21 protein-coding genes are annotated in these 24,778 nt (G+C 72.1%); 14 read left to right on the top strand and 7 right to left on the bottom strand.

The window, feature by feature from the left end; genetic code table 11:
- Positions 1-77 precede the first annotated feature (77 nt).
- The 3 genes from ACVGV0_RS07895 (at position 78) to ACVGV0_RS07885 (ending at position 4,587) form a co-directional block, all read left to right on the top strand.
- Positions 78-1,682, top strand: coding sequence for an APC family permease (locus ACVGV0_RS07895; RefSeq protein ID WP_459159204.1), 1,605 nt, complete (start codon positions 78-80; stop codon positions 1,680-1,682).
- Between the two features lie 21 nt (positions 1,683-1,703).
- Entirely contained in the window at positions 1,704-3,254 is a 1,551-nt protein-coding gene (locus tag ACVGV0_RS07890) for a GMC family oxidoreductase (protein ID WP_459159203.1), read from the top strand.
- A 268-nt stretch (positions 3,255-3,522) separates the two neighbouring features.
- Complete coding sequence (locus ACVGV0_RS07885) at positions 3,523-4,587, top strand: HAD family hydrolase (protein WP_459159202.1); 1,065 nt, start codon at positions 3,523-3,525, stop codon at positions 4,585-4,587.
- Positions 4,588-4,639: 52 nt separating this feature from the next.
- Here ACVGV0_RS07885 and ACVGV0_RS07880 read toward each other — a convergent pair whose 3' ends face one another.
- Entirely contained in the window at positions 4,640-5,185 is a 546-nt protein-coding gene (locus ACVGV0_RS07880; protein WP_459159201.1) for a DinB family protein, read from the bottom strand.
- A gap of 145 nt (positions 5,186-5,330) precedes the next feature.
- Between ACVGV0_RS07880 and ACVGV0_RS07875 the strand changes: the two genes are divergently transcribed.
- From ACVGV0_RS07875 to ACVGV0_RS07845, 7 genes are all read left to right on the top strand, one after another.
- Positions 5,331-6,038 carry an HAD family hydrolase gene (locus tag ACVGV0_RS07875; RefSeq protein ID WP_459159200.1) on the top strand — a complete coding sequence of 236 codons (708 nt, stop codon included), beginning with the start codon at positions 5,331-5,333 and terminating at the stop codon, positions 6,036-6,038.
- Positions 6,035-7,072 carry a phosphotransferase family protein gene (locus ACVGV0_RS07870; RefSeq protein ID WP_459159199.1) on the top strand — a complete coding sequence of 346 codons (1,038 nt, stop codon included), beginning with the start codon at positions 6,035-6,037 and terminating at the stop codon, positions 7,070-7,072. The genes ACVGV0_RS07875 and ACVGV0_RS07870 overlap by 4 nt, the downstream gene beginning before the upstream one ends.
- A 1-nt stretch (position 7,073) precedes the next feature.
- Positions 7,074-8,288 carry an acyl-CoA dehydrogenase family protein gene (locus tag ACVGV0_RS07865; RefSeq protein ID WP_459159198.1) on the top strand — a complete coding sequence of 405 codons (1,215 nt, stop codon included), beginning with the start codon at positions 7,074-7,076 and terminating at the stop codon, positions 8,286-8,288.
- A 62-nt stretch (positions 8,289-8,350) separates the two neighbouring features.
- Positions 8,351-9,106 carry a 3-oxoacyl-ACP reductase FabG gene (gene fabG, locus ACVGV0_RS07860; protein ID WP_459159197.1) on the top strand — a complete coding sequence of 252 codons (756 nt, stop codon included), beginning with the start codon at positions 8,351-8,353 and terminating at the stop codon, positions 9,104-9,106.
- A 21-nt stretch (positions 9,107-9,127) separates the two neighbouring features.
- Complete coding sequence (locus ACVGV0_RS07855) at positions 9,128-10,306, top strand: acyl-CoA dehydrogenase family protein (RefSeq protein WP_459159196.1); 1,179 nt, start codon at positions 9,128-9,130, stop codon at positions 10,304-10,306.
- Positions 10,303-11,418 carry an acyl-CoA dehydrogenase family protein gene (locus ACVGV0_RS07850; RefSeq protein WP_459159195.1) on the top strand — a complete coding sequence of 372 codons (1,116 nt, stop codon included), beginning with the start codon at positions 10,303-10,305 and terminating at the stop codon, positions 11,416-11,418. Before ACVGV0_RS07855 ends, ACVGV0_RS07850 begins: the two co-directional genes overlap by 4 nt.
- Before the next feature lie 86 nt (positions 11,419-11,504).
- Positions 11,505-11,957, top strand: a complete 453-nt coding sequence (locus ACVGV0_RS07845; RefSeq protein WP_459159194.1) for a MaoC family dehydratase — start codon at positions 11,505-11,507, stop codon at positions 11,955-11,957.
- A 189-nt stretch (positions 11,958-12,146) separates the two neighbouring features.
- Here the strand turns inward: ACVGV0_RS07845 and ACVGV0_RS07840 are convergent, their stop codons facing one another.
- The 5 genes from ACVGV0_RS07840 to ACVGV0_RS07820 all read right to left on the bottom strand — a co-directional run bounded on the left by ACVGV0_RS07840 (position 12,147) and on the right by ACVGV0_RS07820 (position 18,068).
- A complete protein-coding gene (locus ACVGV0_RS07840) occupies positions 12,147-13,700 on the bottom strand; it encodes an AbgT family transporter (RefSeq protein ID WP_459159193.1) in 1,554 nt (517 codons plus the stop codon).
- Between the two features lie 339 nt (positions 13,701-14,039).
- Positions 14,040-14,672: a TetR/AcrR family transcriptional regulator gene (locus ACVGV0_RS07835; RefSeq protein WP_459159192.1), complete on the bottom strand. Its 633-nt coding sequence runs from the start codon at positions 14,670-14,672 to the stop codon at positions 14,040-14,042.
- Positions 14,673-14,837: 165 nt separating this feature from the next.
- Positions 14,838-15,614, bottom strand: coding sequence for an SDR family oxidoreductase (locus ACVGV0_RS07830; RefSeq protein ID WP_459159191.1), 777 nt, complete (start codon positions 15,612-15,614; stop codon positions 14,838-14,840).
- Between the two features lies 1 nt (position 15,615).
- Positions 15,616-16,371 carry an SDR family oxidoreductase gene (locus ACVGV0_RS07825; RefSeq protein ID WP_459159190.1) on the bottom strand — a complete coding sequence of 252 codons (756 nt, stop codon included), beginning with the start codon at positions 16,369-16,371 and terminating at the stop codon, positions 15,616-15,618.
- Positions 16,372-16,391: 20 nt separating this feature from the next.
- On the bottom strand, positions 16,392-18,068 hold the full coding sequence (locus tag ACVGV0_RS07820) for a class I adenylate-forming enzyme family protein (RefSeq protein WP_459159189.1): 1,677 nt from the start codon (positions 18,066-18,068) through the stop codon (positions 16,392-16,394).
- A gap of 180 nt (positions 18,069-18,248) precedes the next feature.
- Here ACVGV0_RS07820 and ACVGV0_RS07815 point away from each other — a divergent pair, with 180 nt between their 5' ends.
- Together ACVGV0_RS07815 and ACVGV0_RS07810 are read left to right on the top strand one after the other, a co-directional pair.
- On the top strand, positions 18,249-18,833 hold the full coding sequence (locus tag ACVGV0_RS07815) for a DNA-binding protein (RefSeq protein WP_459159188.1): 585 nt from the start codon (positions 18,249-18,251) through the stop codon (positions 18,831-18,833).
- A 30-nt stretch (positions 18,834-18,863) separates the two neighbouring features.
- Positions 18,864-19,520, top strand: a complete 657-nt coding sequence (locus ACVGV0_RS07810; protein WP_459159187.1) for an RES family NAD+ phosphorylase — start codon at positions 18,864-18,866, stop codon at positions 19,518-19,520.
- 51 nt (positions 19,521-19,571) lie between these two features.
- Here the strand turns inward: ACVGV0_RS07810 and ACVGV0_RS07805 are convergent, their stop codons facing one another.
- Positions 19,572-20,540: a TerC family protein gene (locus tag ACVGV0_RS07805; protein ID WP_459159954.1), complete on the bottom strand. Its 969-nt coding sequence runs from the start codon at positions 20,538-20,540 to the stop codon at positions 19,572-19,574.
- Between the two features lie 539 nt (positions 20,541-21,079).
- On the opposite strand from ACVGV0_RS07805, the gene ACVGV0_RS07800 reads away from it, so the two are divergent.
- Both ACVGV0_RS07800 and ACVGV0_RS07795 read left to right on the top strand, forming a co-directional pair.
- Positions 21,080-23,818: an alpha/beta fold hydrolase gene (locus ACVGV0_RS07800; protein ID WP_459159186.1), complete on the top strand. Its 2,739-nt coding sequence runs from the start codon at positions 21,080-21,082 to the stop codon at positions 23,816-23,818.
- Positions 23,818-24,720, top strand: a complete 903-nt coding sequence (locus ACVGV0_RS07795) for an ABC transporter permease subunit (RefSeq protein ID WP_459159185.1) — start codon at positions 23,818-23,820, stop codon at positions 24,718-24,720. Before ACVGV0_RS07800 ends, ACVGV0_RS07795 begins: the two co-directional genes overlap by 1 nt.
- Positions 24,721-24,778: the final 58 nt, after the last annotated feature.

Here is a 24,778-nt window from a genome sequence, read left to right as displayed (position 1 = left end):
CGCCGCAACGAAGCGCACGAAACCACCCGGCCCGGGCCCTTTTTGCGAGGCGCGGGCGGGAAAGGAGTTGTCGGGGCATGAGTGCGCCCACGGGCGATACCGAGCTATCCGAGTTCGGATACACCAACAAGTTAAAAAGAACTCTCGGCGGATTCAGCACGTTCGCCGCGGGAATCAGCTACATCTCGGTGCTCACCGGCACCTTCCAACTGTCCTACTTCGGACTGTCCCACGGCGGGCCCGCCTACTGGTGGTCCTGGCCGATGGTCTTCCTCGGGCAGTTGCTCGTGGCGTTGAGTTTCGCCGAGTTGGCCTCCCGCTACCCGATCGCCGGATCCGTCTACAACTGGGCCAAGAAACTCGGCGGCCAGCACGTCGGCTGGCTCGCGGGATGGATGATGCTGGTCGCTTCCGTCGTGTCCATCGCGGCGACCGCACTGGCCTACCAGAACACGCTGCCGCAGATCTGGAGCGGTTTCCAGGTCGTCGGCGACGGCTCCACCCCCGCTGAGCACGCCGTCAACGGGATCCTGCTGGCCACGGCGCTCATCGTGTTCACCACGCTGGTCAACGCCTTCGGCGTCAAGCTGATGGCGCGGATCAACAGCATCGGCGTGTTCATCGAGCTGGCCGCCGCGGTGCTGCTGATCGTGGCACTGGCCGCCGTCGCGGTGCACAGTCCCTCCGTGGTGCTGCAGACGAACGACAGCGGTGCGGACAACCCGGCCGGCTACCTCGGCGCGTTCCTCGTGGCCGGCATCGCCTCCTCGTACGTGATGTACGGCTTCGACACGGCCGCCTCGCTCGGTGAGGAGTCGGTGGACCCGCACCGCAACGCCCCGCGGGCGATCCTGCGGGCGTTGCTCGCCTCGTTCCTGCTCGGCGGGCTGATCATCCTGTTCGGCCTCATGGCCGCGCGGGACCTGAGCGCACCGGCGCTGCTCAACGGCGGTCTGCAGTTCGTCCTCAACGACTCGCTCGGCCCGGTCGTCGGCCGGCTGTTCCTGCTGTCGATCTTCGTGGCGATCACGGTGTGCGTGCTCGCGGTGCACACGGCGGCGATCCGCATCGCCTTCGCCATGGCCCGGGACAACGCGCTGCCCGCGGGCTCGAAACTGGCCCGGGTGAGCCCGCGGTTCCAGACCCCGGTCGTGCCCGCCGTCGTCATCGGCGCGCTGGCGTTGGCGCTGCTGCTGGTCAACATCAACCAGCCGCAGATCTTCACCGCGGTCACCAGCCTGGCGATCATCCTGATCTACATCTCCTACCTGCTGGTGACCGTGCCGATGCTCGTGGCACGGCTGCGCGGCACGTGGTCCTCGGCCGAGCAGCGGGGCCGCTTCAGCCTGGGCAGGTTCGGCCTGCCGATCAACATCCTGGCCGTGCTGTGGGGCCTGGCCATGACGACCAACCTGGCCTGGCCGCGCCGGGCGGTGTACAACGCCGACCCGCCGTACCACTGGTACCTGCAGTACAGCTCGCTGCTGTTCATCGGACTCGCGGGCGCGGGCGGATTCGCCTACTACTGGTTCGTGCAGCGCCGCAAGATCGGCGTGCTGAGCGAACACGCCTCCGCCGCCGACACCGCCGAGGCCGGCACCGGGGCCGAGAGCAGTGCCGAGACCGGCAGCAGCTCGGAATCCGCACCGCGGGAACACGCGACGAGCACCCCTGTTTCCTGACCAGAAACGGAGAACACTGCCATGACCGACCAGTTCGACTACGTCGTCGTGGGTGGCGGCAGCGCCGGCGCCGCGGTCGCCGCCCGCCTGTCCGAGGACCCGGACGTGACGGTGTGCCTGCTGGAAGCCGGCCCGTCCGACGTCGGCGACAAGAACGTCCTGGAACTCGACCGCTGGATGGAACTGCTGGAGTCCGGCTACGACTGGGACTACCTCATCGAGCCGCAGGAGAACGGCAACTCGTTCATGCGGCACGCGCGCGCCCGCGTGCTCGGCGGCTGCTCCTCGCACAACTCCTGCATCGCGTTCTGGGCCCCGGCCGAGGACCTCGACGAGTGGGAGTCCCTCGGCGCCACCGGCTGGGGCTCCGCGGACATCTTCCCGCTGTACAAGCGGCTGGAGACCAACGACGCGCCGGGTGAGCACCACGGCCGCAGCGGCCCGGTGAACATCCGCACCGTCCAGCCGAACGACCCGTGCGGTTCGGCGCTGCTGGACGCCTGCGAGCAGGCGGGGGTTCCGCGGACCCAGTTCAACTCGGGCACGACCGTCACCAACGGGGCGAACTGGTTCCAGATTAACGCCCGCGAGGACAACACCCGCTCCTCCTCCTCGGTGTCCTACCTGCACCCGATCATGGGCGACCGCCCCAACCTCGAGGTGCGCACCGAGGTGCGGGCCAAGCAGGTCACCTTCGACGGCACGCGCGCCACGGGTGTGCAGTACCTGGACTCCGACCAGCTGCACACGCGCGCCGTGCGGGCCCGGCGGGAGGTCGTGCTGTCCACCGGTGCGATCGACACGCCGAAGCTGCTGATGCTGTCCGGCATCGGCCCGGCCGAGCACCTGCGCGAGGTCGGGGTCGACGTCCTCGTCGACTCCCCCGGCGTGGGCTCCACGCTGCAGGACCACCCGGAGGGCGTCATCAGCTGGGACGCCAAGCAGCCGATGGTCGGCGAGTCGACCCAGTGGTGGGAGATCGGCATCTTCCACACCACGCAGCCGGGGCTGGACCGCCCGGACCTGATGTTCCACTACGGCTCGGTGCCGTTCGACATGCACACCGTGCGGCAGGGCTACCCCACCTCGGAGAACAGCTTCTGCCTGACGCCGAACGTCACGCGCGCCCGCTCCTCGGGCACGGTGCGGCTGCAGAGCCGCGACTTCCGGGACAAGCCGAAGGTCGACCCGCAGTACTTCACCGACCCGCACGACATCCGGGTGATGACCGAGGGCATCAAGCTGGCGCGGCGCATCGTCGAGCAGCCCGCGATGCAGGAGTGGGCCGGCGCCGAGCTCTTCCCCGGGCCGGACGTGCGCACCGACGACGAGATCGCGGACTACCTCAAGCGCACGCACAACACCGTCTACCACCCGGCTGCCTCGGTGCCGATGGGCGCCGAGGAGGACCCGAGCACGCCGCTGGACCCGCGGCTGCGCGTCAAGGGCGTGCAGGGGCTGCGCGTGGCGGACGGTTCGGCGATGCCGTTCCTCGTGGCGGTCAACCCGAACATCACCACGATGGCCATCGGCGAGAAGTGCTCGGACATGCTCGCCGAGGACCACCGCTGACGACGGCGTTCTCCGACAACACAACAACGGCCCCGGCCGCCCCGGTACCGCTGCTCCCCGGCGGTACCGGGCGGCACGTCGGTGAACACCGCGTTGGCGCGGCGCGGGCGGAAACGGCGCTCCTCCCCCGGGCGCCGGGCGGAGGTGGTCCCTCCGCCGCTCCCCGACCGCCCGCCGTGCGATGTCGGCCCCCTCCGCACCCCGATGGCGGAGGGGGCCGACGCGTCAGCGCCGGTGCTCCCCCACCGCGGGCCGGAAAGGAATGCGCGTGCGCATCTTTCGCAACACCATGCTGCTCGTCTCCGCGCTGGCGGTCGTGGCGTTCACGACCGCGGTGACGCGCACCGGCGGGCACGCCGCGCCGGGACTGGCGGGATGGCCCGACGACCGGGGCGACCGCGTGGCCCGGGCCGCCGACGCGGCCGAGGAGGGCGACTACGCCGTCTTCGACGCGGACAACACGCTCTGGGAGCACGACCTCGAGGAAGCGCTGCTGCCGTACCTGGAGATGCGCGGGGTGCTCTCGCCGGAGCGACTCGACCCCTCGCTGCGGTTGATCCCCTTCCGGGACGGCGAGAGCCTGTACTCGTACTACCTGCGCCTGTGCGAGATCGACGACAAGGTCTGCTACCCCTGGATCGCCCAGGCGTTCTCCGGGCTGCGGCTCGGCGAGCTCAAGGGCCACGTCGACGACCTGCTCGCGCGGGACGAGCCGGTCCCGGTGACCTACTACGAGGGCGGGGAGCTCGTCCGCGGCGCAGTGGAGCCGCCGCGGATCTTCCCCGCGCAGCGCGAACTCCTCGACGCGCTGCGCGGCGAGGGCGTGCGGGTGTACGTGGTCAGCGCCGCGGCCGAGGAGCTGGTCCGCATGGTGGCCTCCGACCCGCGTTACGGGCTGGACGTCCCGCCGGAGCGGGTCATCGGTGCTTCCATGCTGCTCGAGGACCCGCAGACGGAGCGGTTGGGCACGGCGCGGCAGCGCATCGCCGCGGGCGGACGGGTCGGCGCCGACTACTCCCCGCGCGGGCGCGGGAGGTGGGAGCTCACGCCGTACCTGTGGGCCCCGCAGACGTGGTACGAGGGCAAGCCCGCCGCGATCCGCGACTACATCGACCCGCAGCGGCCCCCTGTGCTCGTCGCGGGCGACTCGGAGAGCGACTGGGCCATGCTGTTCCGCGCGGACGTCGCCTCCGGCGGGGTGCGCATCTGGGTCGACCGCGACGCGGAGACCACCGCGGAGCTGCACGGGGAAGCGGCTTCGCGGGCCGCTGCGGGCGACGAGGACGCCGACCGCGGCTGGGTGTCGGTCGCGCCGGAGCAGTTGCGCGGCTGAGCCGCGGGCGTCGTGCCGCCGCAGGTGCTCGGCGGCACGACGCCCCGGCCGGTCAGCCCCCGCCGAACCGGGTTCCGGTCGCGGAGGCCCGGTACAGGTCGCGCAGCAGGAGCACCTCGGCTCCGTGGTGGAACAGCTCGCGGTTGATGTGCAGCACGAGCGCCAGGTAGGAGCGCTCGGCGTAGGGGCCTTCGGCCGCGCCGACGGGGCTCAGCCAGCCGTCCTCGTCGAGCCCGCCGATGCCCTCCCGCCACAGCCGGTGCTGCTCGTCGAGGTAGTCCAGCGCCGCAGCCGCACTGCCCGGGTACGCGTCCGCGTCGATGCGGAATTCGCCACCGCCGAAGTGGCCGCTCACCCGCATGCCGAACAGGTGCGCCGCGATGTGCGACAGACGCCAGGCCAGCGTTGTGAACGGTGGTGGAACCGGCTCGGGGTGCTCGAAGTCCATCCGCCACCCTTCCGGCACGGGCCGGATCGACCAGCAGCCGTCGACGGGTTCCCAGAAGTACTCCGCGTCGGTGAGGCCGTCGAGCCGCGGCCGCCACCGCTGCCAGTAGAAGTCCAGTTGGTCCAGGGCTTCGTCGCGCCACACGCTCATGCCCGGAGAGTACGCGGCACCTCCCACGCGGGAGCGGAGCGCACCGCGAGCCACCTCCGTCGGGTGCACGTCCCGTGCCGTGCCGGCTGGAAGCGGCGCCCGCGCACCCTGGTCAACATACCGTCTAGTCGGTACGGTGCCGCGTATGAACGGTGGCGACACGGTGGCCGGCACCACGATCCGCGCGGTCGTGTTCGACTACGGCGGAGTGCTCACGACGCCGGGCCGCTCCGCGATCGCGGAGTGGACCGAGCACGAGCGCATCGACCCCGGTACGTTCTCCACCACGTTGAAAGCCTGGCTGTCCCGCAGCGCTCCCGCCGGTACACCCATCCACCGGCTGGAGACGGGCGAACTCGGCCTGGCGGAGTTCAACCGGGAGCTCGCCGCGCAGCTGCGCACCGTCGACGGCGGTCCGGTCCCACCCGAGGGGCTCATCGAGCGCATGTTCGCGCGCATGCGCCCCGTCCCCGCCATGCACGAGCTGGTCCGCGCCCTCCCGCGCTGCGGCGTCCGCACCGCGCTGCTGTCCAACAGCTGGGGAAACCGCTACCCGGAGGAGCTGCGGGAACTGTTCGAGGTGGCCGTCATCTCCGGCGAGGTCGGCCTGCGCAAGCCCGAGCCGGAGATCTACCACCGCACGCTGGAGCGGTTGGCGCTGCGCCCCGAGCGCACCGTCTTCGTCGACGACGCCGAGCCGAACACCGCAACGGCCCGGCAGCTCGGCATGCACACCATCACCCACGCCGACGCGGACGTCACGCGGCGCGAACTCGCCGAGTTCGTGCCGGAGATCGCCGACGCCACGTCGCCGGTGCCGCGGGAGCACCCACAGGAAACGGAGATCCGATGACCGAGGCGACCTCGCACCGGCTTCCCGGGCTCGACCTGGAGCGGCTGCGCGAGTACCTGGACGAGACGTGTCCCGGCCTCGTGCGGGGTCCGTTGAGCGGGAGCCTCGTCCAGGGTGGCCGGTCCAACCTGACCTACGTCGTCGACGACGGCGCCTGCCGGTACGTCGTCCGGCGCCCGCCGCTGGGCCACGTGCTGGCCACCGCGCACGACATGGGCCGCGAGCACCGCGTGCTCAGCGCGCTGGCCGGCACCGCCGTGCCCGTGCCGCGCACGCACGTGCTGTGCCAGGACGAGGAGGTCCTCGGCGCCCCCTTCTACGTCATGGAGCACGTCGACGGCACCGTCTACCGCTCCGAGGCGGAGACCACGCAGCTGTCCACGCCCCAACGCGCCGACCTCGCCCACCGGCTCGTGGACGTGCTCGCCGAGCTGCACGGCATCGAGCCCGCCTCCGTGGGGCTCGAGGACTTCGGTCGCCCGGAAGGCTTCCTGCAGCGGCAGCTGCGGCGCTGGAACAAGCAGCTCGCCGCCTCCCGCGACCGGGACATCCGCGGCATCGACGAGCTGTCCGGGAAGCTGGCCGACCGCGTGCCGCAGAGCGCGAACGCGGCGATCGTGCACGGCGACTACCGGCTGGACAACGTGCTCGTCGACGACGACCTGCGCATCAACGCCGTGCTGGACTGGGAGATGGCCACGCTCGGCGATCCGCTGACCGACCTCGGCCTGCTCGTCGTGTACTGGGAGGGGTTCAGCGGCCTCGAGGGGGAGCCGATCACCAAGGGCATCGGCCCGGACTACGGGTTCCCCGGCGCGCGCGAGCTGCTCGACCGCTACGCGGAGCGCAGTGCGCTCGACCTGACCGCGTTGGACTGGTACATCGCGTTCGGGTTCTTCAAGATCGCGGTGATCCTGGAAGGCATCCACTACCGCTACACGAACAACCAGACCGTCGGCGAAGGCTTCGAGCACGTCGGGGCCCAGGTCGAACCGCTCGTGGCGCAGGGACTCGCCACACTCGAGGAGGGCTGACATGGACTTCGCGCACGACGAGCGCACCGAGCACGTGCGCTCCGAGCTCACCCGGTTCCTGGACGAGTGCGTCCACCCGGCCGAGCCGGAGTACACCGCGTGGCTCGCCGACAACGACGACCCGTGGGCCCGGCCGCCCGTGCTGGAGGACCTCAAGGCCGAGGCCCGCCGCCGCGGCCTGTGGAACCTGTTCCTGCCGGGCGAGCACGGGGGCGGGTTGACCAACCTGCAGTACGCCCCGCTGGCCGAGCTCATGGGCCGGACGGGCCGGCTCGCCTCGGAGGCGACCAACTGCGCCGCGCCGGACACCGGGAACATGGAAGTGCTCGCCATGTTCGGCTCGCAGCAGCAGCAGCGGCAGTGGCTGACGCCCCTGCTGGAGGGCCGCATCCGCTCCGCGTTCTGCATGACCGAACCGGAGGTGGCCTCTTCGGACGCCACCAACATCGAAACCCGCATCGAGCGCGACGGCGACCACTACGTCATCAACGGCCGCAAGTGGTTCTCCTCCGGTGCGATGAGCCCGCAGTGCGCGGTCCTCGTCGTCATGGGCAAGACCGACCCGGACGCCGAGAGGCACCGGCAGCAGAGCCAGATCCTCGTCCCCTCCGACACCCCCGGTGTCGAGGTCAAGCGCAGCATGCGCATCTTCGGCTACACCGACGGCGACGAGGGGGGCCACGCCGAAGTCGTGTTCAACAACGTGCGCGTGCCCGCCGAGAACATCATCAGCGGGGAGGGCGAAGGATTCGCGATCGCGCAGGCCCGCCTCGGACCGGGCCGGGTGCACCACTGCATGCGCGCGATCGGCATGGCCGAGCGCGCGCTGGAGCTGATGTGCCGGCGCACCGAGGACCGCGTCGCGTTCGGACAGCCGCTGGCCGAGCAGGGCGTCGTCCAGAACTGGATCGCGCAGGCCCGCGTGCGCATCGAGCAGGCGCGCCTGCTCGTGCTCAAGACGGCCTGGCTGATGGACACGGTCGGCAACAAGGGCGCGCACACGGAGATCCAGGCGATCAAGGTGGCCGTGCCGGAGATGGCCACGTGGGTCATCGACCGCGCCATCCAGGCCCACGGCGGTGCGGGCGTCAGCCAGGACACACCGCTGGCCGCGCTGTACGCGCACGCGCGCACGCTGCACATCGTGGACGGACCGGACGAGGTCCACCTGCGTTCCCTCGCGCGGCGCGAGCTGAAGGAGTACCGCACCCGCTGATGCGGGATCACCAAGCTTTCCACCAGGTTTCGCCCAGCACGCAACGAGGAGGAGGCAACGGCATGGTCGAGAAGAGGACCGCGGTCGTCACCGGGGCGGCCCGCGGGATCGGAGCGGCGACGGCGCAGCGGCTCGCGGAGGACGGCTTCGACGTCGCCGTCGTGGACGTCGACGCCGACCAGTGCGCCGGCACCGTCGCCGCGATCGAGGAGGCGGGCGGCAAGGGCGTGGCCGTCGGCGCCGACGTCAGCGACTCCGCGCAGGTGGACGCGGCGGTCGAACGCGTGGCGAGCGAGCTCGGACCACCGGTCGTCCTGGTCAACAACGCCGGCGTCCTCCGGGACAACATGCTGTTCAAGATGTCCGAAGAGGACTGGGACACCGTGATGAACGTGCACCTGCGCGGTTCGTTCCTGATGAGCCGCGCGGTGCAGAAGCACATGGTGGACCAGGGGTGGGGCCGGATCGTGAGCCTGTCCAGCACCTCGGCGCTGGGCAACCGCGGCCAGGCGAACTACTCCACCGCCAAGGCGGGGCTGCAGGGCCTGACCAAGACCCTGTCGGTCGAGCTCGGCAAGTTCGGCGTCACCGCCAACGCCATCGCCCCCGGGTTCATCGCCACGGACATGACCAAGGCCACGGCCGAACGCGTCGGCATGTCCTTCGAGGACTTCCGCGACGCGGCCGTGTCGAGCATCCCGGTCGGCCGGGCCGGCGATCCCGCGGACATCGCCAACGCGGTGTCGTTCTTCGTCGACGAGCGCTCCGGTTTCGTCAACGGCCAGGTCATCTACGTCGCCGGCGGACCGAAGACCTGATCTCGGATTGGACGTGTGCCCATGGACACCGCACGGTTGACCGAACTCGTCACCGAGTTCCTCGCCGAGCACGACCCGGCGGCGGAGGAACCGCGGGAGTTCCTCCGCGCGCGCTTCGACGCGGGGCTGGCAGCGGTGCACCACCCTCCCGGCCTGGGCGGGCTGGACGCGCCGCAGGAGCTGCAGGAGCACGTCGACGCGCTGTTCGCGCAGGCGGGCGCGCCGGACAACGACTCGCGGCTGAACACGATCGGCCTCGGCATGGCCGCCCCGACGGTCCTGCAGTTCGGCGACGAGGAGCAGCGCAGTCGCTACCTCCGTCCGCTGTGGACCGGCGAGGAGATCTGGTGCCAGCTGTTCAGCGAGCCCGGAGCGGGATCGGACCTCGCGGCGGTCGCCACGCGGGCCACCCGCGACGGCGACGACTGGATCGTGGAGGGCCAGAAGGTGTGGACCTCGCTGGCCCACCACGCCCGGTGGGCGCTGCTGCTGGCCCGCACCGACCCGGACCGGCCCAAGCACGAGGGGCTTACCTACTTCATCTGCGACATGACCGCGCCGGAAGTGGACGTGCGCCCGCTGCGCCAGATCACCGGTGAGGCGGAGTTCAACGAGATCTTCCTCAACCGGGTGCGCATCCCCGATGCGCAGCGGATCGGCGAGGTCGGCCAGGGCTGGCAGGTCGCCCTCGGCACGCTGATGAACGAACGCGTCGCGATCGGCGGCAGCAACCACGAGCGCGAGTCCGGCATGATCGGCGCGCTTGCCGGGCTGTGGCGCGCGGATCCGGGCGTGCGCGGTGCGGCGCGGCAGGACCGGCTGCTGCGGTTGTGGGTCGAGGCCGAAGCCGCGCGGCTGACGAGCCAGCGGCTGCGGCAGCAGATCGCGGTCGGCGCACCCGGGCCGGAGGGATCGGCGGCGAAGCTCACCTTCGCTCGGCTGAACCAGGAGATCTCCGGCATGGAGGTGGAGATCCGGGGAGCGGACGGGTTGCACTACGACGACTGGACGTTCCGCCGGCCCGACCGCACCACGTTCACCGACCGTGGCCCCGGTTACCGGTACCTGCGGGCCAAGGGCAATTCCATCGAGGGCGGCACGTCCGAAGTGCTGCGCAACATCATCGCCGAACGCGTCCTCGGACTGCCCGGGGAGCAGCGCGTCGACAAGGACGTGCCGTGGAAGGAGCTGCCGCGATGAGCACTCCCGACCTGCTGTACACCGAGACCGAGGAGGACCTGCGCTCCGCCGTGCGCGGGCTGCTCGAGAAGCGGTGCGACTGGACCGACGTGCTCGCCCGCTGCGAGGGCGAGGAGCCCTACGACCTCGGCCTGTGGCGCACCCTCGCCGGCGAGCTCGGCCTGGCCGGACTGCTCGTCGACGAGGAGCACGGCGGTGCCGGGGCGGGGCCGCGGGAGCTCGGCGTGCTGGCCGAGGAGATCGGCCGGCACGTGGCCCCCGTTCCGTTCCTCGGGTCGGTGCTCACCACGGCACTGCTGCGCGAGCGCACCGGCGACGCACGCGTGCGCGAGCTCCTCGGCGAGATCTCCGCGGGCACGCGGTGCGCCACCCTGGCCGTCGGCATGGCCCGCTCGCCGTACGCGGAGTTCCCGCGGGACGTGACCGCCGAGGGCGGTGAGCTCTCCGGCCGCGTGCGGACCGTGGTGGACGTCGAGGTGGCCGACACCGTGGTCGTGCCGGCGGTCGAGAGCGGACGGCCCGCGCTGTACCTCGTGGACACCGCCGCAGCGGGGGTGGGCCGCGAGGCCGCGACCCCGCTGGACCTGACCAGGAGGTTCGGCACGCTGCGGCTCGACCGCGCTGCGGCCTCCCCGATCGGTTCCGGGGACGATGCGGCGGCGCTGCTGCGGCGCGCTCTGGTCGTGGCGGCGGGCGCCGTGGCCTGCGAACAGGTCGGTCTGGCGCAGCGCTGCCTCGACGCGACCGTGGAGTACGCCCTGACGCGGTACCAGTTCGGCCGCCCCATCGGTTCCTTCCAGGCGGTCAAGCACCGGCTCGCGGACCTGTGGACCACCGTGAGCAACGGGCGGGCCGTGGCGCGCAACGCCGTCGACGGCCTGGCCGGCGGTGCCGAACCGGAGCTGTCCGTGGCACTGGCGCGGAGCCACTGCTCGGACATGGTCGTGCTCGCCGCGGAGGAGCACCTGCAGCTGCACGGCGGTATCGGCATGACCTGGGAGCACCCCGCGCACCTGTACCTGGGGCGGGCGAAGTCCGGCCAGCTCACGCTCGGTTCGGGCGAGCAGCACCGGGCGCGCATCGGCGCTGCGGTCGACCTCCCACCGCAGTAGCGGTTTCCCGCAGCACCGCACCGAAGAGGAACCGGACACGGGACGTACTGCTCCGCACGACGGGACGGATGTCGAAAGGTGTTGTCATGCGCGTGTTCTCCGACAAGTCCGAGCTCATCGCCGCGGAGGGCGAGGAGCTCGGCCGCAGCGACTGGCTGACGATCAGCCAGGAGCAGGTGAACCAGTTCGCCGATGCGACGCTGGACCACCAGTGGATCCACGTGGACGTGGAACGCGCCGAGCAGGGGCCGTTCGGCGGCCCCGTGGCGCACGGGTACCTGACGTTGAGCCTGCTGCCCAAGCTCAACGCGGAGACCTACAGCGTGCAGGGCGCGCGCATGGGCATCAACTACGGCCTGGAGAAGGTGCGCTTCCCCAGCCCGGTGCTCGTGGGCTCGCGGGTGCGCGCGCGCACGGAACTCACCGGGGTGACCGAGATCAGCGGTGGCCTGCAGCTGGCGATCACCGCGACGATCGAGATCGAGGGCGACGACAAGCCCGCCTGCGTGGCCGAGACCCTCTCCCGCGTGATGTTCTGAGCCGCGCCCGGCCGCCGCGCAGCGCCGTTGCCCGCGCTGCGCGGTGGCCGCAGGGACCCGGCGCAGCTCCTCGGGAGCGGCGCCGCGGCCCCTCGCCCGCCGCGCTGCCTCCCTCCCGCGGGGCGCTGCGCGTTCGCCGGGTGCGCACCGGCACGTGGGGCCGCGCGATCAGACCGCTCCGGTCGGTTCTCACGGCCCCACGTGGATGCCCATACCGGGGCCGAGCGGCAGATCGGCGGCGTAGAACGCGGTCATGATCACCGCCCAGGTCAACCAGAACGGCACGACGAACGGTGTCATCCGGGACACCAGCGTGCCGATGCCGGCGCTCGGCTCGTACCGCCGCAGGTAGCCGAGGATGATGATCATGTAGGGGTTGAGCGGCGTCATGATCTGCGTGGCGGAGTCGCCCACGCGGAACACCGCCTGCGCGAAGCCCGGTTCGAATCCCAGCAGCAGGAACATCGGGACGAACACCGAGGCCATCAGCGTCCACAGGCTCGACCCGGAGATGATGACCAGGTTGAGCAGCGAGGCGAGCACCATGAACCCGACGAACGCCGGGTAGCCCGTCAGCCCCGCGGTGCGCAGCGCTTCGGCCCCGCCCACGGCCAGCGCCGTGCCCAGGTTCGTCCAGTCGAACAGGGCGATGAACTGCCCCAGCATGAACGCCAGCACGAGGAACCCGGTGAGGTTGCGCAGCGCCTCGCCCATCAGGCGCGGCACGTCGGAGGGCCGCGCGATCGTCGCCGCCCCGGTGCCGTAGGCGATGCCGGGGACCGCGAAAGCCAGCAGGATCAGCGTCGTCACCGAATCCAGCAGCGGCGATTCGGGCAGGAACGCGCCCTGCTCGTTGCGCAGCGGGGACTCCGGCCACAGCACCGCGGTCAGCACCGCGGCCGCGAGTGCGCCCAGGGCGATCCCCGCCCGCGCGAGGCCGCGGCGCTCCTCGGCGGCCAGGGCGATCCCCTCGGCCGAGAAGTCCTCCTCCACCGGCCGGCGCGGCACCTGCAGCCGGCGCATCCGCGGTTCGAGGACGCGGTCGATGAGCAGCCCCGCCAGCAGCCCGAGCACGAGCGCGGAGGTGAGGTTGAAGTAGTAGTTCGACACCGGTGTGACGGTGGTGGCCTGCTGCGGCAACGACTGCACGACGGAGTTGCTCACACCGGCGAACAGACCGTCCAAACTGGTCACCAGCGGCGAGGTGGAATACCCCGCACCGGTGGCGGCGAACGCGCCGAGCAGCCCGGCCACCGGGTGCCGCCCGGCGGCTTGGAACACCAGCGCCGCCAGCGGTGGGACGATGATCATCGACGAGTCGGCCATGACGCTGGCGGTGACCCCGACCAGCCCCACCGCGTACGGCAGGACCCAGCGCGGCGCGCTGCCGAAGGCGGCGCGGATCAGCGCGGTGAGCAGACCGCTGCGCTCGGCGAGACCGACGCCGAGCATGATGGTGATCACGGTGGTCAGCGGCGGGAAGCCGAGGAAGTTCTCCGGGATCGAGGTGAGCAGGAACTCCAGCCCCGGACCGCTGAGCACCGCCCGCACCGGGGTCTCGGCCTCGGCGCCGGGAACCTGCACGGTCACCCCGAACAGCGCGACCACTGTGGAGACCGCGGCGACGGCGGCCACGAGGAACCCGAAGAGGAGGAAGGGTTCCGGAAGCCGGTTCCCGACGCGCTCGATCAGGTCGAGCACCCGGTCGGTCCGCGTGCTCCCGGACGTCTCGCTCTCGCGCATCCCTGCTCCCCGCCGCCGTCGTTCCCCACCGCTGGTGCCGTGCCGCTCGCTGCGGTGCCCAGCCCCCGCTGCTTTCCCGGCCCCTGCCGCGGTTCTGGCCGCCGGTGCCCTCCACCGCTACCGCTTCGACCGCGCCCAGGACACCGCGTCCGCGGCCCGGAACACAACCATCGACGGGGCGACCCCCGCGGCACCCGGAACCGGACCCCCGCTCCTCCGGAGGACGCTCCGCACACCCTCGATGACCTGGTGTTGGAACATTCCTCGAGAAATGTTCAACCCCCTGGGGCATGCGCGGAGGTGTCGCTCAGCGCGGTGGCGCAGGGCGGAGCGCGCGGATCAGGCCGGGCGCAGCGCGGCGAGCAGCAGGTCGGCGAAGTGCTCCCCGACCTCCTCACCGGTGAGTTCGCCGTCCTGGCGGAACCACGTGCCCAGGTGGTGCACCGCGCCGAAGTAGAAGTCCACGACGAGTTCCGCGGGCTTGTCCCGCACGAACACGCCCGCGTCCTGCCCCTCGGCGATGAGTTCGCGCACGCGCTCGTGGTAGCGGCGGCGTTCCGCCCGCACTTCCGCCTGCTTGTCGGCGCTGAGCAGGTGCATGGAGCGGAAGAAGATGACGGTGTCGTCCAGGTTCGCCACCGTGGTGGCGACCACGTCCGCGGCGACCTGGTGCAACCGCTGGTCGATGGGCAGGTCGCTGTCCACGGCCTGCTCCATCCGCGCGGTCTGCACGCGGAGCACCCGGGCGTAGATCTCGTAGAGCAGGTCGTCCTTGGAACCGAAGTAGTGGTACATGGCCCCCTTGGTCACGCCCGCTGCGTCGACGATCTGCTGCACCGAGGTCGTCTCGAAGCCCTGCTCGGCGAAAAGCCGCGTGGCGACGGTCAGCAGCCGGCGGGGAACCGACTCCGCGTCCGAGCCGGCCGCTGCCGCGTCGTGATCACCCGTGCGATTTCCCGCGGCCCGCACCATGTCCACCTCCGTCGTCGGTCCACACTGGCGCCCGCGTCCGGTCCGCGCCAGGTGCTCGGAAACCTGCCGCGGCCGCGCGTGCCGTGCGCCCGCGCGACCGCGACTCACGATATCGACCGGGAGGGTTGCGCCCTGTGCGGCCGGTCGGCGCATCCACCGGCGTGGTCAATCGACTTCGCTGCGCAGTGCGCGTTGCAGTTTCCGCATCCCACTCTGCCACCGCTGGGGCTCGGTGGCGCGCCGCGCGTAGTAGTCGGCCACCTCCGGATGGGGCAGGACCAGGAACCGCCCGTCGTCGAGCGCCTCCACCACCTCGGCCGCCACCTGGTCGGGTTCGACCGCGTCCGCGGCCAGCAGGCGGTGCGCCTCCGAACTGGAATCGCCGAGCATGGACGTGCGCACGCCCTGCGGGCACAGCGCCTGCACGGTGATGCCCTGGTCGGCGTAGGTGATCGACAGCCACTCGGCGAAGGCCAGCGACGCGTGCTTGGTCACCGAGTACGGCGCCGAGCCGAGCATCGTCAGCAGCCCGGCCGCGGACACGGTCGCGAGGAAGTGCCCCCGCCCCCGGGACAACCAGTGCGGCAGCACGGCGCGCGCGGCGCGCACGTGGGCCATCACGTTGATCTCCCAGGAGCGCTCCCACAGCCACTCGTCGGCCTCGGGGCCGCCGGAATCGGCGACGCCGGCGTTCGCGCAGAACAGGTCGATGCGCCCGTGCTCGGTCAGCGCGCGGTCGACGAGCTGCTGCGCGCCGTCCACCGCGGCGACGTCGCCGACCACGGCAGTGCCGCCGATCTCGTCGGCCACCTGCCGCACCGCCGGCTCGTCCACGTCGCCGAGGACGACGCGGGTTCCGCGCGCGGCCAGCGCGCGGCTCAGCGCGGCACCGATGCCGTTTCCCGCACCAGTGACGATCGCGACCGTGCCCGTCCGGTCCATGTCACACCCCTCCGGTCAACGTTCCGCCGCCGTCGAGCACGAGCACCTGCCCGGTGACCCAGGAGGCGTCCGAGGACAGCAGGTAGGCCGCGGCACTGCCGATGTCACCGGGATCGCCGAGCCGCTTCATCGGGTACTGCTCGGCCACGTCCGACTCGTTGCCCTCGAACAGCGCGGTGGCGAACTGGGTCTTGACCACGGCCGGGGCGACCGCGTTGACCCGCACCGACGGCGCGAGCTCCACGGCCAGTTCCCGGGTGAGGTGGGTCAGCGCGGCCTTGGTCGTGCCGTAGAAGCCGATCCCCGGCGCGGGCCGCTCACCGGCCACTGAGGACACGTTGAGCACGGTGCCGCCGTTGTCGGACATCCACAGGCGGTGCACCTGCTGGGTCCAGGAGAGCGCGCCGAGCACGTTGACGTCGAAGATCTTCCGCGCGGCACCGAGGTCCAGGTCCACGAGATCGCCGTAGACGGGGTTGATGCCGGTGTTGTTGACCAGCACGTCCACCCTCCCCCACTGCCGCAGCACGCGGTCGACGGTGTCCGCGTGGTGCTCGGGGTCGTCGCCCTTGCCCGCCGCGGACATCGCGTGCTCCGGGCCGCCGAGCCCCTCGACCGCCTCGTCGAGCGCCTCCTGCTTGCGGGCCGTGACGCACACTTTCGCGCCCTCGGCCACGAGGCGTTCCGCGATGGCGTAGCCGATTCCCCGGCTGGCGCCGGTCACCAGTGCGACCTGTCCTTCGAAGCGCTTGCTCATCGGCGTTTCCCTTCCCGCGTTCAGCGTGTCGTCGCCGCACCGCTGCGGGCCTCGTCCCGCAGCTGCCGGCGCAGTATCTTGCCGGTGGCGGTCTTCGGCAGTTCGCCGACGACCACGACGGACCGGGGGTACTTGTAGGCGGCGAGGCGCTGCCGGCAGTGGTCGACGAGGTCCTGCTCGGCCACCTCGTGCCCGTCCCGCAGGGACACGTACGCCCGCACCGTCTCACCGCGGTACTCGTCGGGGACGCCGACGACGGCCACCTCCCGCACCGCTGGATGGCCGTAGAGGACGTCCTCGACCTCGCGCGGCCAGACCTTGAAGCCGGAGGCGCTGATCATGTCCTTCTTCCGGTCGACGACGTAGAACCAGCCCTGCTGGTCCATGAACCCGACGTCGCCGGTGTGCAACCGCCCCTGCGGGATCCCCCGGGCCGTTTCGTCCGGCTTGTTCCAGTACTGCGGCACCACCATGGGGCCTTCGATGACGATCTCGCCGACCTCCCCCGCGGGCAGGTCGGCACCGTCGTCGCCGACGATGCGCAGCACGCTGCTGAACGTCGGGATGCCGACGCTGAGCGTGCCGGAGGACTCGTCGACGGGCGCTTCCAGGTGCGCGGGCACCGAGGTGGCGGTGGCCGTGGTCTCGGTGAGCCCGTAGCCGTTGCGGATGTAGTGGCCGAAGCGCGCGCGGAAGTCCTCCACCACGGCCGAGGGAAGCGGAGCTCCTCCCGAGAAGAGCTGTTCGAGCGAGGAGAAGTGCTCGGCGCCGGCCTCGGGGTGGTTCATCAGCGCGACGTAGGCGGTCGAGGGGCCGATCATGTACTGCGGTCGGTGCTCGGCGAGCGCGTCGAGCACGACCCCCGGTTCGAAGCGGCGGACGAGGTCGAGCCTGCCTCCCACGGCGATCGCCGCGCCGAGCTGGCAGACCATGCCGGTGATGTGGAACAGCGGGGCGAGGCCGAAGATCCCGCACCCCTCGGAGAGCCGCTGCTGGATGCCGGCGGCGTTGAAGGCGAAGTTGCCGTGGGTGGTCGTCGCGCCCTTCGGCACGCCGCTGGTTCCCGAGGTGTACACCAGCAGCGCGGTGTCCGAGGCGCTGGGCCGCGGCCCCGCCGGCCGGCGGCCCGCGCGCTGCCGGGCGAGGGCGAGCAGGTCGGCGTCGGCGGGCGCGCGCTCGGCGGTGGAACCGCCGAACACCCGCTCGTCGTCGCGGCCCTGCAGGTCCTGCTCGCAGGTGGTCACCACGCGGCGGACACCGGCCGGGCCGACCAGTTCGGAGAGCACCTCGCGGTGACCGCGCTCGGAGCTGACGACCACGGCGGGTTCGCTGTCGGCCAGGATCGTCGTCAGCTCGTGGCTGCGGTACATCGGGTTGAGCGGAACGACGACCGCACCGGCCTTCCACCCGCCCAGCAGGGCGATGACGAACTGCGGTGTGTTCTGCAGGTACAGCGCGATCCGGGCGCCGGGCTCGACGCCCTGCTCGACGAGGTAGTCGGCGAACCCGTCGCTGAGCTCGTCGAGCTCGCGGTAGGTGAGGCGGCCGTCGAAGTAGGTGACCGCCACGCGGTCCGGACAGGTCCGGACGGCGAGGTCGAACATCTCGGTCACGGTGCCGTGCTCCGGCTCCAGCTCCGCCGGTGCGCCCTCCTCGTACAACGCCAGCCACGGGCGCTCGTCGTACACGCTGCCCACGTCACACCTCCTCGTGCCCCGACCACTGCGTCGACCGACCAGTCGGTACGCATCAGTCAACGTGCCACCGGCGGATCACGTCAAGAGCACCGGACGCGAACCCGGCACCGCCGCGACCGGGCGGCAGAACCCCGCGCACGCTGACGCACACCACGCCGCTTTCCGCGTTATGCTCAGACCATGACAGCCGCCCTGGAGACCGTGCTCGCGCGCGCCGGCCTGCGGATCACCGCCACCGAGTTCCTCTCCCTGGTCGAGGACGCCGCCAAGCGGCTCACCACCCCCCGGGCCGACCCCGCGGCGCACTTCACCGACGGCGAGCGCGCCGCGCTCGCCGAGGCGGGCCTCGACCTGGACCCGCTCGGCGAGGCGGAACCCGACCCGCGCGCCCGCACCGTGGCCGAGCAGGCGGTCCTGCGCGACACCGCCCTGTCGGTCGGCCAGGCCGCCGAACGCATCGGCGTCGACACCAGCCGCATCCGCCACCGCATCGCGGAGCACCGGCTGATCGGCTGGAAGGACCGCGGGGGCTGGCGGCTGCCCGCCTGGCAGTTCGGCGACCGCGACGTGCTGCCCGGGCTGGAGACCGTGCTCGCCGCGATGCCGCTGGACCAGCCCGCCCTCGTGCTGGCCAACTTCATGACCACCCCGCAGCAGGACCTCGAGCTGGGCGAGGCACCGGTGAGCCCGCACGAGTGGCTGCTCGCCGGCGGGGACCCGCGACCGGTGGCCGCGCTCGCCGCGCACCTGGGCCAGCCCGCCTGACGCCCCCGCAGCGATCCCGGACACGACGCCATGGCTCGGCTCCCCCAGCCGCCCCCGCCTGCCGCGTTGCAGGCCATGCTCCGCCGCACCGAAGACGTCATCGCCGTTCCCGCCGGTACGCGGCTGGTCCGCGTGTTCACGGCCACCGGCAACCACCCGCAGCAGTGGAACAGCTTCCGCTACGCGGGGCCGCTGCCGCACGCGCGGTTCGACCCGCACCAACCGGCCGCCCGCGGCGACCGCCCCGTAACCCGGGAGCACGGGGTGCTCTACTTCTCGCTGGCCGTGCGCACGTGCATCGCCGAAGTGTTCCAGGCGACCTCGACGGTGGACCGGCGCACGCGCGAACCGCACCTGGTGCTGTTCCGCCCGCGCCGCACGCTGCGGCTGCTCGACCTGTCCGGGCTCTGGCCCACGCGCGTCGGCGCGTCCCAGGCCATCAGCAACGGCCCCAAGGAGCGCGCGCAGGCCTGGGCCCGCGCGATCCGCGCGGCCTACCCGGAACTGGACGGCCTCTGGTACCGCTCGTCGATGGACGCGGGAAACCCGTCGATGTGCCTGTGGGACCCGCCCGCCGCGAACGCCGTGCCGGAGTCGCCGGACGTGCTGCTGCCGCTGAGCCACCCCGGTCTCGACGTGCCGCTCGGACGGGTGTGCTCCGAGCTCAGCTACACGCTGCTCGACTGAGCAGCGCTGCCCGGTGCTGCTGGCGCTGCTCGAACGGGGCGCCGTCCCGCCTCAGTGCTGGTGCTGCTGCTCGCGCTGCGCGTCGCGGCTCGACTTGGCCAGGCTCGCCCAGGTCGTCACGGCCAGCACGACCACGATGACCCCCAGGGACATCCAGTTCTGGATCTCCAGCCACGTCGGCACGAGGTGGTACTCGTGCAGCGCGTGGATGACGAGCTTGACACCGATGAAGGCGAGGATGACCGCCAGGCCGGTGGACAGGTAGACGAGCTTGCTCACCAGGCCGCCGACGAGGAAGTACAGCTGCCGCAGCCCCATCAGGGCGAAGGCGTTGGCGGCGAACACGAGGAACGGGTCCTGGGTGATGCCGAAGATCGCGGGGATCGAGTCGACGGCGAACAGCAGGTCGGCGCTGCCGATGGCCACGATGACCACGAACATCGGCGTCAGGTAGCGCTTGCCCTCGAGCCTCACGGTGGACTTGGCACCGTGGTACTCGGAGGTGATGGGAAAGACCTTCCGCGTCCAGCGGACGAGGGCGTTCTCCTTGTACTGCTCGTCCTCGTCCTTGTTGCGCAGCATGCTCGCCGCCGTCCACAGCAGGAAGGCGCCGAAGACGAAGAACACCCAGACGAACTTCGCGATCAGCGCGGCGCCGACGGCGATGAAGGCGCCGCGCATGATCAGCGCGAGCAGGATGCCGATGAGCAGCACGCGGTGCTGGTGGACGGAGGGCACCGCGAAGCTCGCCATGATGATCATGAAGATGAACAGGTTGTCCACGCTCAGCGAGTACTCGGTGATGTAGCCCGTGAAGTACTCGAGCGCGAAGTGCCCGCCGCCGAAGAACCAGACGCCGAGGCCGAAGGCGACCGCGCACGCGACGTAGAAGGCGACCCACTTGGCCGCTTCCCCGGTGCTGACCTCGTGCGGCTTGCGGTCGACGATGACGAGGTCGAGCAGCAGCAGCACGGCGAGCCCGCCGAGCGTCGCCAGCCAGACCCACCACGGCACGTGCATCGTGTCGTCACCAGCCGCCCGCTGCGCGAGCAGGCCCACTTCGGCACTCATCCAGAAACCTCCGGCTCAAGGGCGCACGCCAGCAACCGGAGGTCTCTTCCACCGACGCGGGTCGGCCGAGGGCGCCGGGCCCGCGCACGCACCCGCCCGCCGAGCACGGCGGTAGGCGGGTCGAGGACGAGCGGGTCCGTGATGACGACGCCGTCGCGAAAGGAATACTCCCCTCCACAGTCCGGGCGGGATTATCGCCGATCCAGGCTAGTCGCCGCCACATGACGTGACGATCAGCACCCGCGCGCTGCACGCGGCGTGCACCCCGGCGGCGGTGCGGATGCCTCAGGTCACAGCACCGCGCCGCGCGGATTGCTGTTTGGTCTCCGCTTCATAGCGTCTTCATTGTCTCCGGGCGGTGACGGCAACCCGGCGCGATCACGTCGCTTAGTGTCGGGCGCGTGTCCTCTCCCCGCGAGCCCCTCCGGTCCCGTCCGCGCTCCCGCAGCGACCGGCGCGCCCCGCGCCGGCGCCGCGCGGGTACCGGAGTGATCGCGCTCGCCCTGGTGGCGATCGTCGTGCTCGCCGCGTTCTGGTGGGCGGAGGAGGACCCGCGGCCCGCCGAGCTGCCGGCGCCGCGCGAGGCCCGGGTGGACGTGCTCGACGGGCCGGAGCGCGAGAACCGCGTGCAGCTCGACGTCACGCTCCACGCCCCCGCCGAGACGCCCGCCCCCGCCGTCCTGCTCGCGCACGGTTTCGGCGCGGACAAGACCAGCGTCGCGGACCAGGCCCGGGAGCTGGCCCGGCGCGGCTTCACCGTGCTCACCTACTCCGCGCGCGGGTTCGGCGCCAGCACCGGCAGGATCGCGCTGAACCACCCGGACTACGAGGTCGCCGACGCGCGCCAGCTCGTGGACTGGCTCGCCCGGCAGCCCGAAGTGCTCCGCGACGACGACAACGACCCGCGCATCGGCGTCACCGGCACCTCCTACGGCGGCGCGCTCGCGCTGTCGCTGGCGGGCACCGACCCGCGAGTGGACGCGCTGGCCCCGGTGATGGCCTACAACGACCTCGCCGCGGCGCTGCTGCCCAACCGCGCCTCGGCCGCCCCGCTGGACCGCAGCACCCCGGCCGCGGCCAGCGGGACCAGTACGCCCGGAGTGCTCAAGCAGGCGTGGGCGGGTCTGCTGTTCTCCGCAGGGGGCGAGCCCACGCCGCAGTCGCGCTCCGGCGGGGCCGGCGGTCCCGCCGGACAGCGCAGCAGCGCGCTGACCTGCGGCCGCCTCGCCCCCGCCGTGTGCCGCGCGTACACCCGCATCGCGCGCACCGGCGAGGCCGACCCGGCCGCCCGCGCCCTGCTGGAGCGCGCCTCACCGAAGCGGTTCACCGATCGCATCCACGCACCGACGCTGCTGGTCCAGGGCGAGCAGGACACGCTGTTCGGCCTGGACCAGGCCGACGCGAACGCGCGCCAAATCGCGCGCGCCGGCGGCGAGGTGCGCGTGCTCTGGTACGCGGGCGGGCACGGCGGAGGTGCTCCCGACGCCGAGGTGCGCCGCCGGATCGGCGACTGGTTCGCCGCACGGCTCGGCGGTGTGGACCCGCCCGAGGAACCGATCCCGGCCTTCCGCTACGACCTGGCCGGACGCCCCCAGCGCGACGGCCACCGCGCCGAGCGCACGGTGGTCGCCCCCGAGTACCCGGGGATGCGCGAGGGGCGCACGGCCCGCTTCGACATCGGGCTGCGCGGTGAACCGGCCCGCGTGGTCAACCCGCCCGGGGGAACACCGGCGGCGACCAGCACGCTGCCCGGCACCCGCGGAGCGCGCACCCCGGCGCGCGACCTGCCCGAGCAGACGGCCGTGTTCCGCTCAGAACCGCTGCGCAAGCCGCTGCTGATCTCCGGTGTGCCGCAGACGCGGCTGTCGGTGTCCGCCGTGCCCGGCCAGCCCGGCGGGGACGAGGCGGTGCTGTTCGCCAAGCTCTACGACGTCGGCCCCGGCGGGGAGCGCACCATGGTCGGCGACGCGGTGGCACCGCTGCGGATCACCGGACTGCCGCAGGACGGCAGCCCCGTCGACGTGCACGTGGCCCTGCCGGGCGTGGTGCACTCGGTGGAGCCGGGGCACCGCCTGGAGCTGGCGGTGACCACCACGGACAGGGCCTTCACCACCTCCCGGGAGCCGGCAGTGCACCGCGTCGGCCTGGCAGGCGGGGGCGCGTTGTCCGCGCCGTCGGTGCGCGGGACGGACCTCTCGGCAGGCAGCGTGCCGGTCGCCCCGCTCACCGGGATCGGAGTGATCATCGCGGCCGCCGCGCTGGTCTGGGGGGTTTCCCGGATCCGGCGCCGCGGCGACGGCGCGGTCGCCGAGCTGACCGACACGCCGCTGGCGATCGACCGGCTGTCCAAGTCGCACGCGGGCACCGCGGGCGGGGTGCGCGAGCTCTCGCTGCGCGTGGAGCGCGGGCAGATCGTCGGGCTGCTCGGACCGAACGGCGCGGGGAAGACGACCACGCTGCGCATGCTGCTCGGCCTGGTCCACCCCGACGCGGGCACCGTCCGGATCTTCGGCCACCTCGCGCGCCCGGGTGCGCCGGTGCTCTCGCGCGTGGGGGCGCTGGTGGAGAACCCGGGATTCCTGCCCCACCTGTCGGGCATCGACAACCTGCGCTCGTACTGGGCGGCCACGAGCAGGCCGATCCTGCAGGCGCGCTTCGACGAGGTGCTGCGCATCGCGGGCCTGGACGAGATCGCGCACAGCCCGGTGCGCACCTACAGCCAGGGCATGCGGCAGCGGCTGGCGATCGCCCAGGCGATGCTCGGCCTGCCGGACCTGCTGGTGCTGGACGAACCGGTGAACGGGCTCGACCCGCCGCAGATCCAGCAGCTGCGGGAGATGCTGCACCGCTACGCCGCCACCGGCCGGTCGGTGCTCATCTCCAGCCACCTGCTGTCCGAAGTGGAGCGCACCTGCACCCACGTGGTGGTGATGCACCAGGGGCGGCTGGTCACCTCGGGCGGAGTCGCCGAGGTGGTGGGCTCCGGCGATGAGCTGAGCATCCGGGTGGACGACCCGGCCGCGGCGGCCGAGGCGCTGCGCGCGATCACCGGGATCGGCCTGGTCCGCCGCGACACCGCCGACGGGCAGGTGCACGTGGACCTCGGGTCGGTCTCGGCCGGGATCGTGGTCAACGCGCTCGTCGCGGCCGAGGTGGCGGTGCACCAGGTCGGGCCGCGTCGCCGGCTGGAGGACGCCTTCCTCCAGCTCGTCGGAGAGGAACAGTGATGGTCGAGGAAGCGGACGTGCCCGAGCTCGCCGTGGTGCGATCGACGCAGCCGGCCCAACCGGACGGCGCCGCCGAGGGGTACCGGGCGCGGCGCACGCTGCCCGTGCGGGTGGAGTTCGCCCGGCAGCTGCGGCGGCGCCGCACGCGGATCACGCTCGGCGTCCTGGCAGCCACCCCGCTGGTGCTGCTGCTCGGGTTCGCCCTCAGCGGCGGCACCGGCCCGCCGGACGGGCCGACGTTGGCGGACAACGCCACCGGCGGCGGGTTGAACTTCACCGCGTTCACCCTGTTCGCCGCGACGAACCTGCTGCTGGTCGTGGTCGTCGCGCTGTTCTTCGGCGACACCGTCGCCAGCGAAGCCGTCTGGTCGAGCCTGCGGTACCTGCTGGCAGCACCGGTTCCGCGCACGCGGCTGCTGCGGCAGAAGGCCCTGGTCGCGGCACTGCTGTCGCTGCTCGCGCTCGCCCTGCTGCTGGTCGTGTCGCTGGCGGTGGGACTCGTCGCCTACGGGGCCGGTGAGATGATCACCCCGACCGGGGAGACCGTGCCGTTCACGGCGGGACTGCTCAGCCTGGTGCTGTCGGGGCTGTACCTGGCGCTGCACCTGTCGTGGATCGCCGGGCTGGCGCTGTGGCTGAGCGTGAGCACCGACGCCCCGCTGGGGGCCGTCGGCGGTGCGGTGCTCGTGTCGATCCTGTCGCAGATCCTCGACCGCACCCCCGTGCTGGGCGGCCTGCGCAGCTACCTGCCGACGCACCACTCCACCGCCTACGTCGACCTGCTGCGGGTCGAGCTGGACTGGTCGACGGTGCCCTACGGCGTGTTCTCCGGGCTCGCCTACGCAGCGGTGTTCTGCGCGCTGGCGGTGCACCAGTTCCGGCGCAAGGACATCACGAGCTGACCCCACCCGCGCGGGCCCGGTGTTCGGCCGCTGACTCCGCGGCTGCCGCCTCGATCAC

The sequence above is a fragment of the Salinifilum ghardaiensis genome, assembly GCF_054491345.1.
The sequence above is the reverse complement of the archived record's forward strand: the minus strand, read 5'-3'. Positions and strand labels throughout refer to the sequence as shown.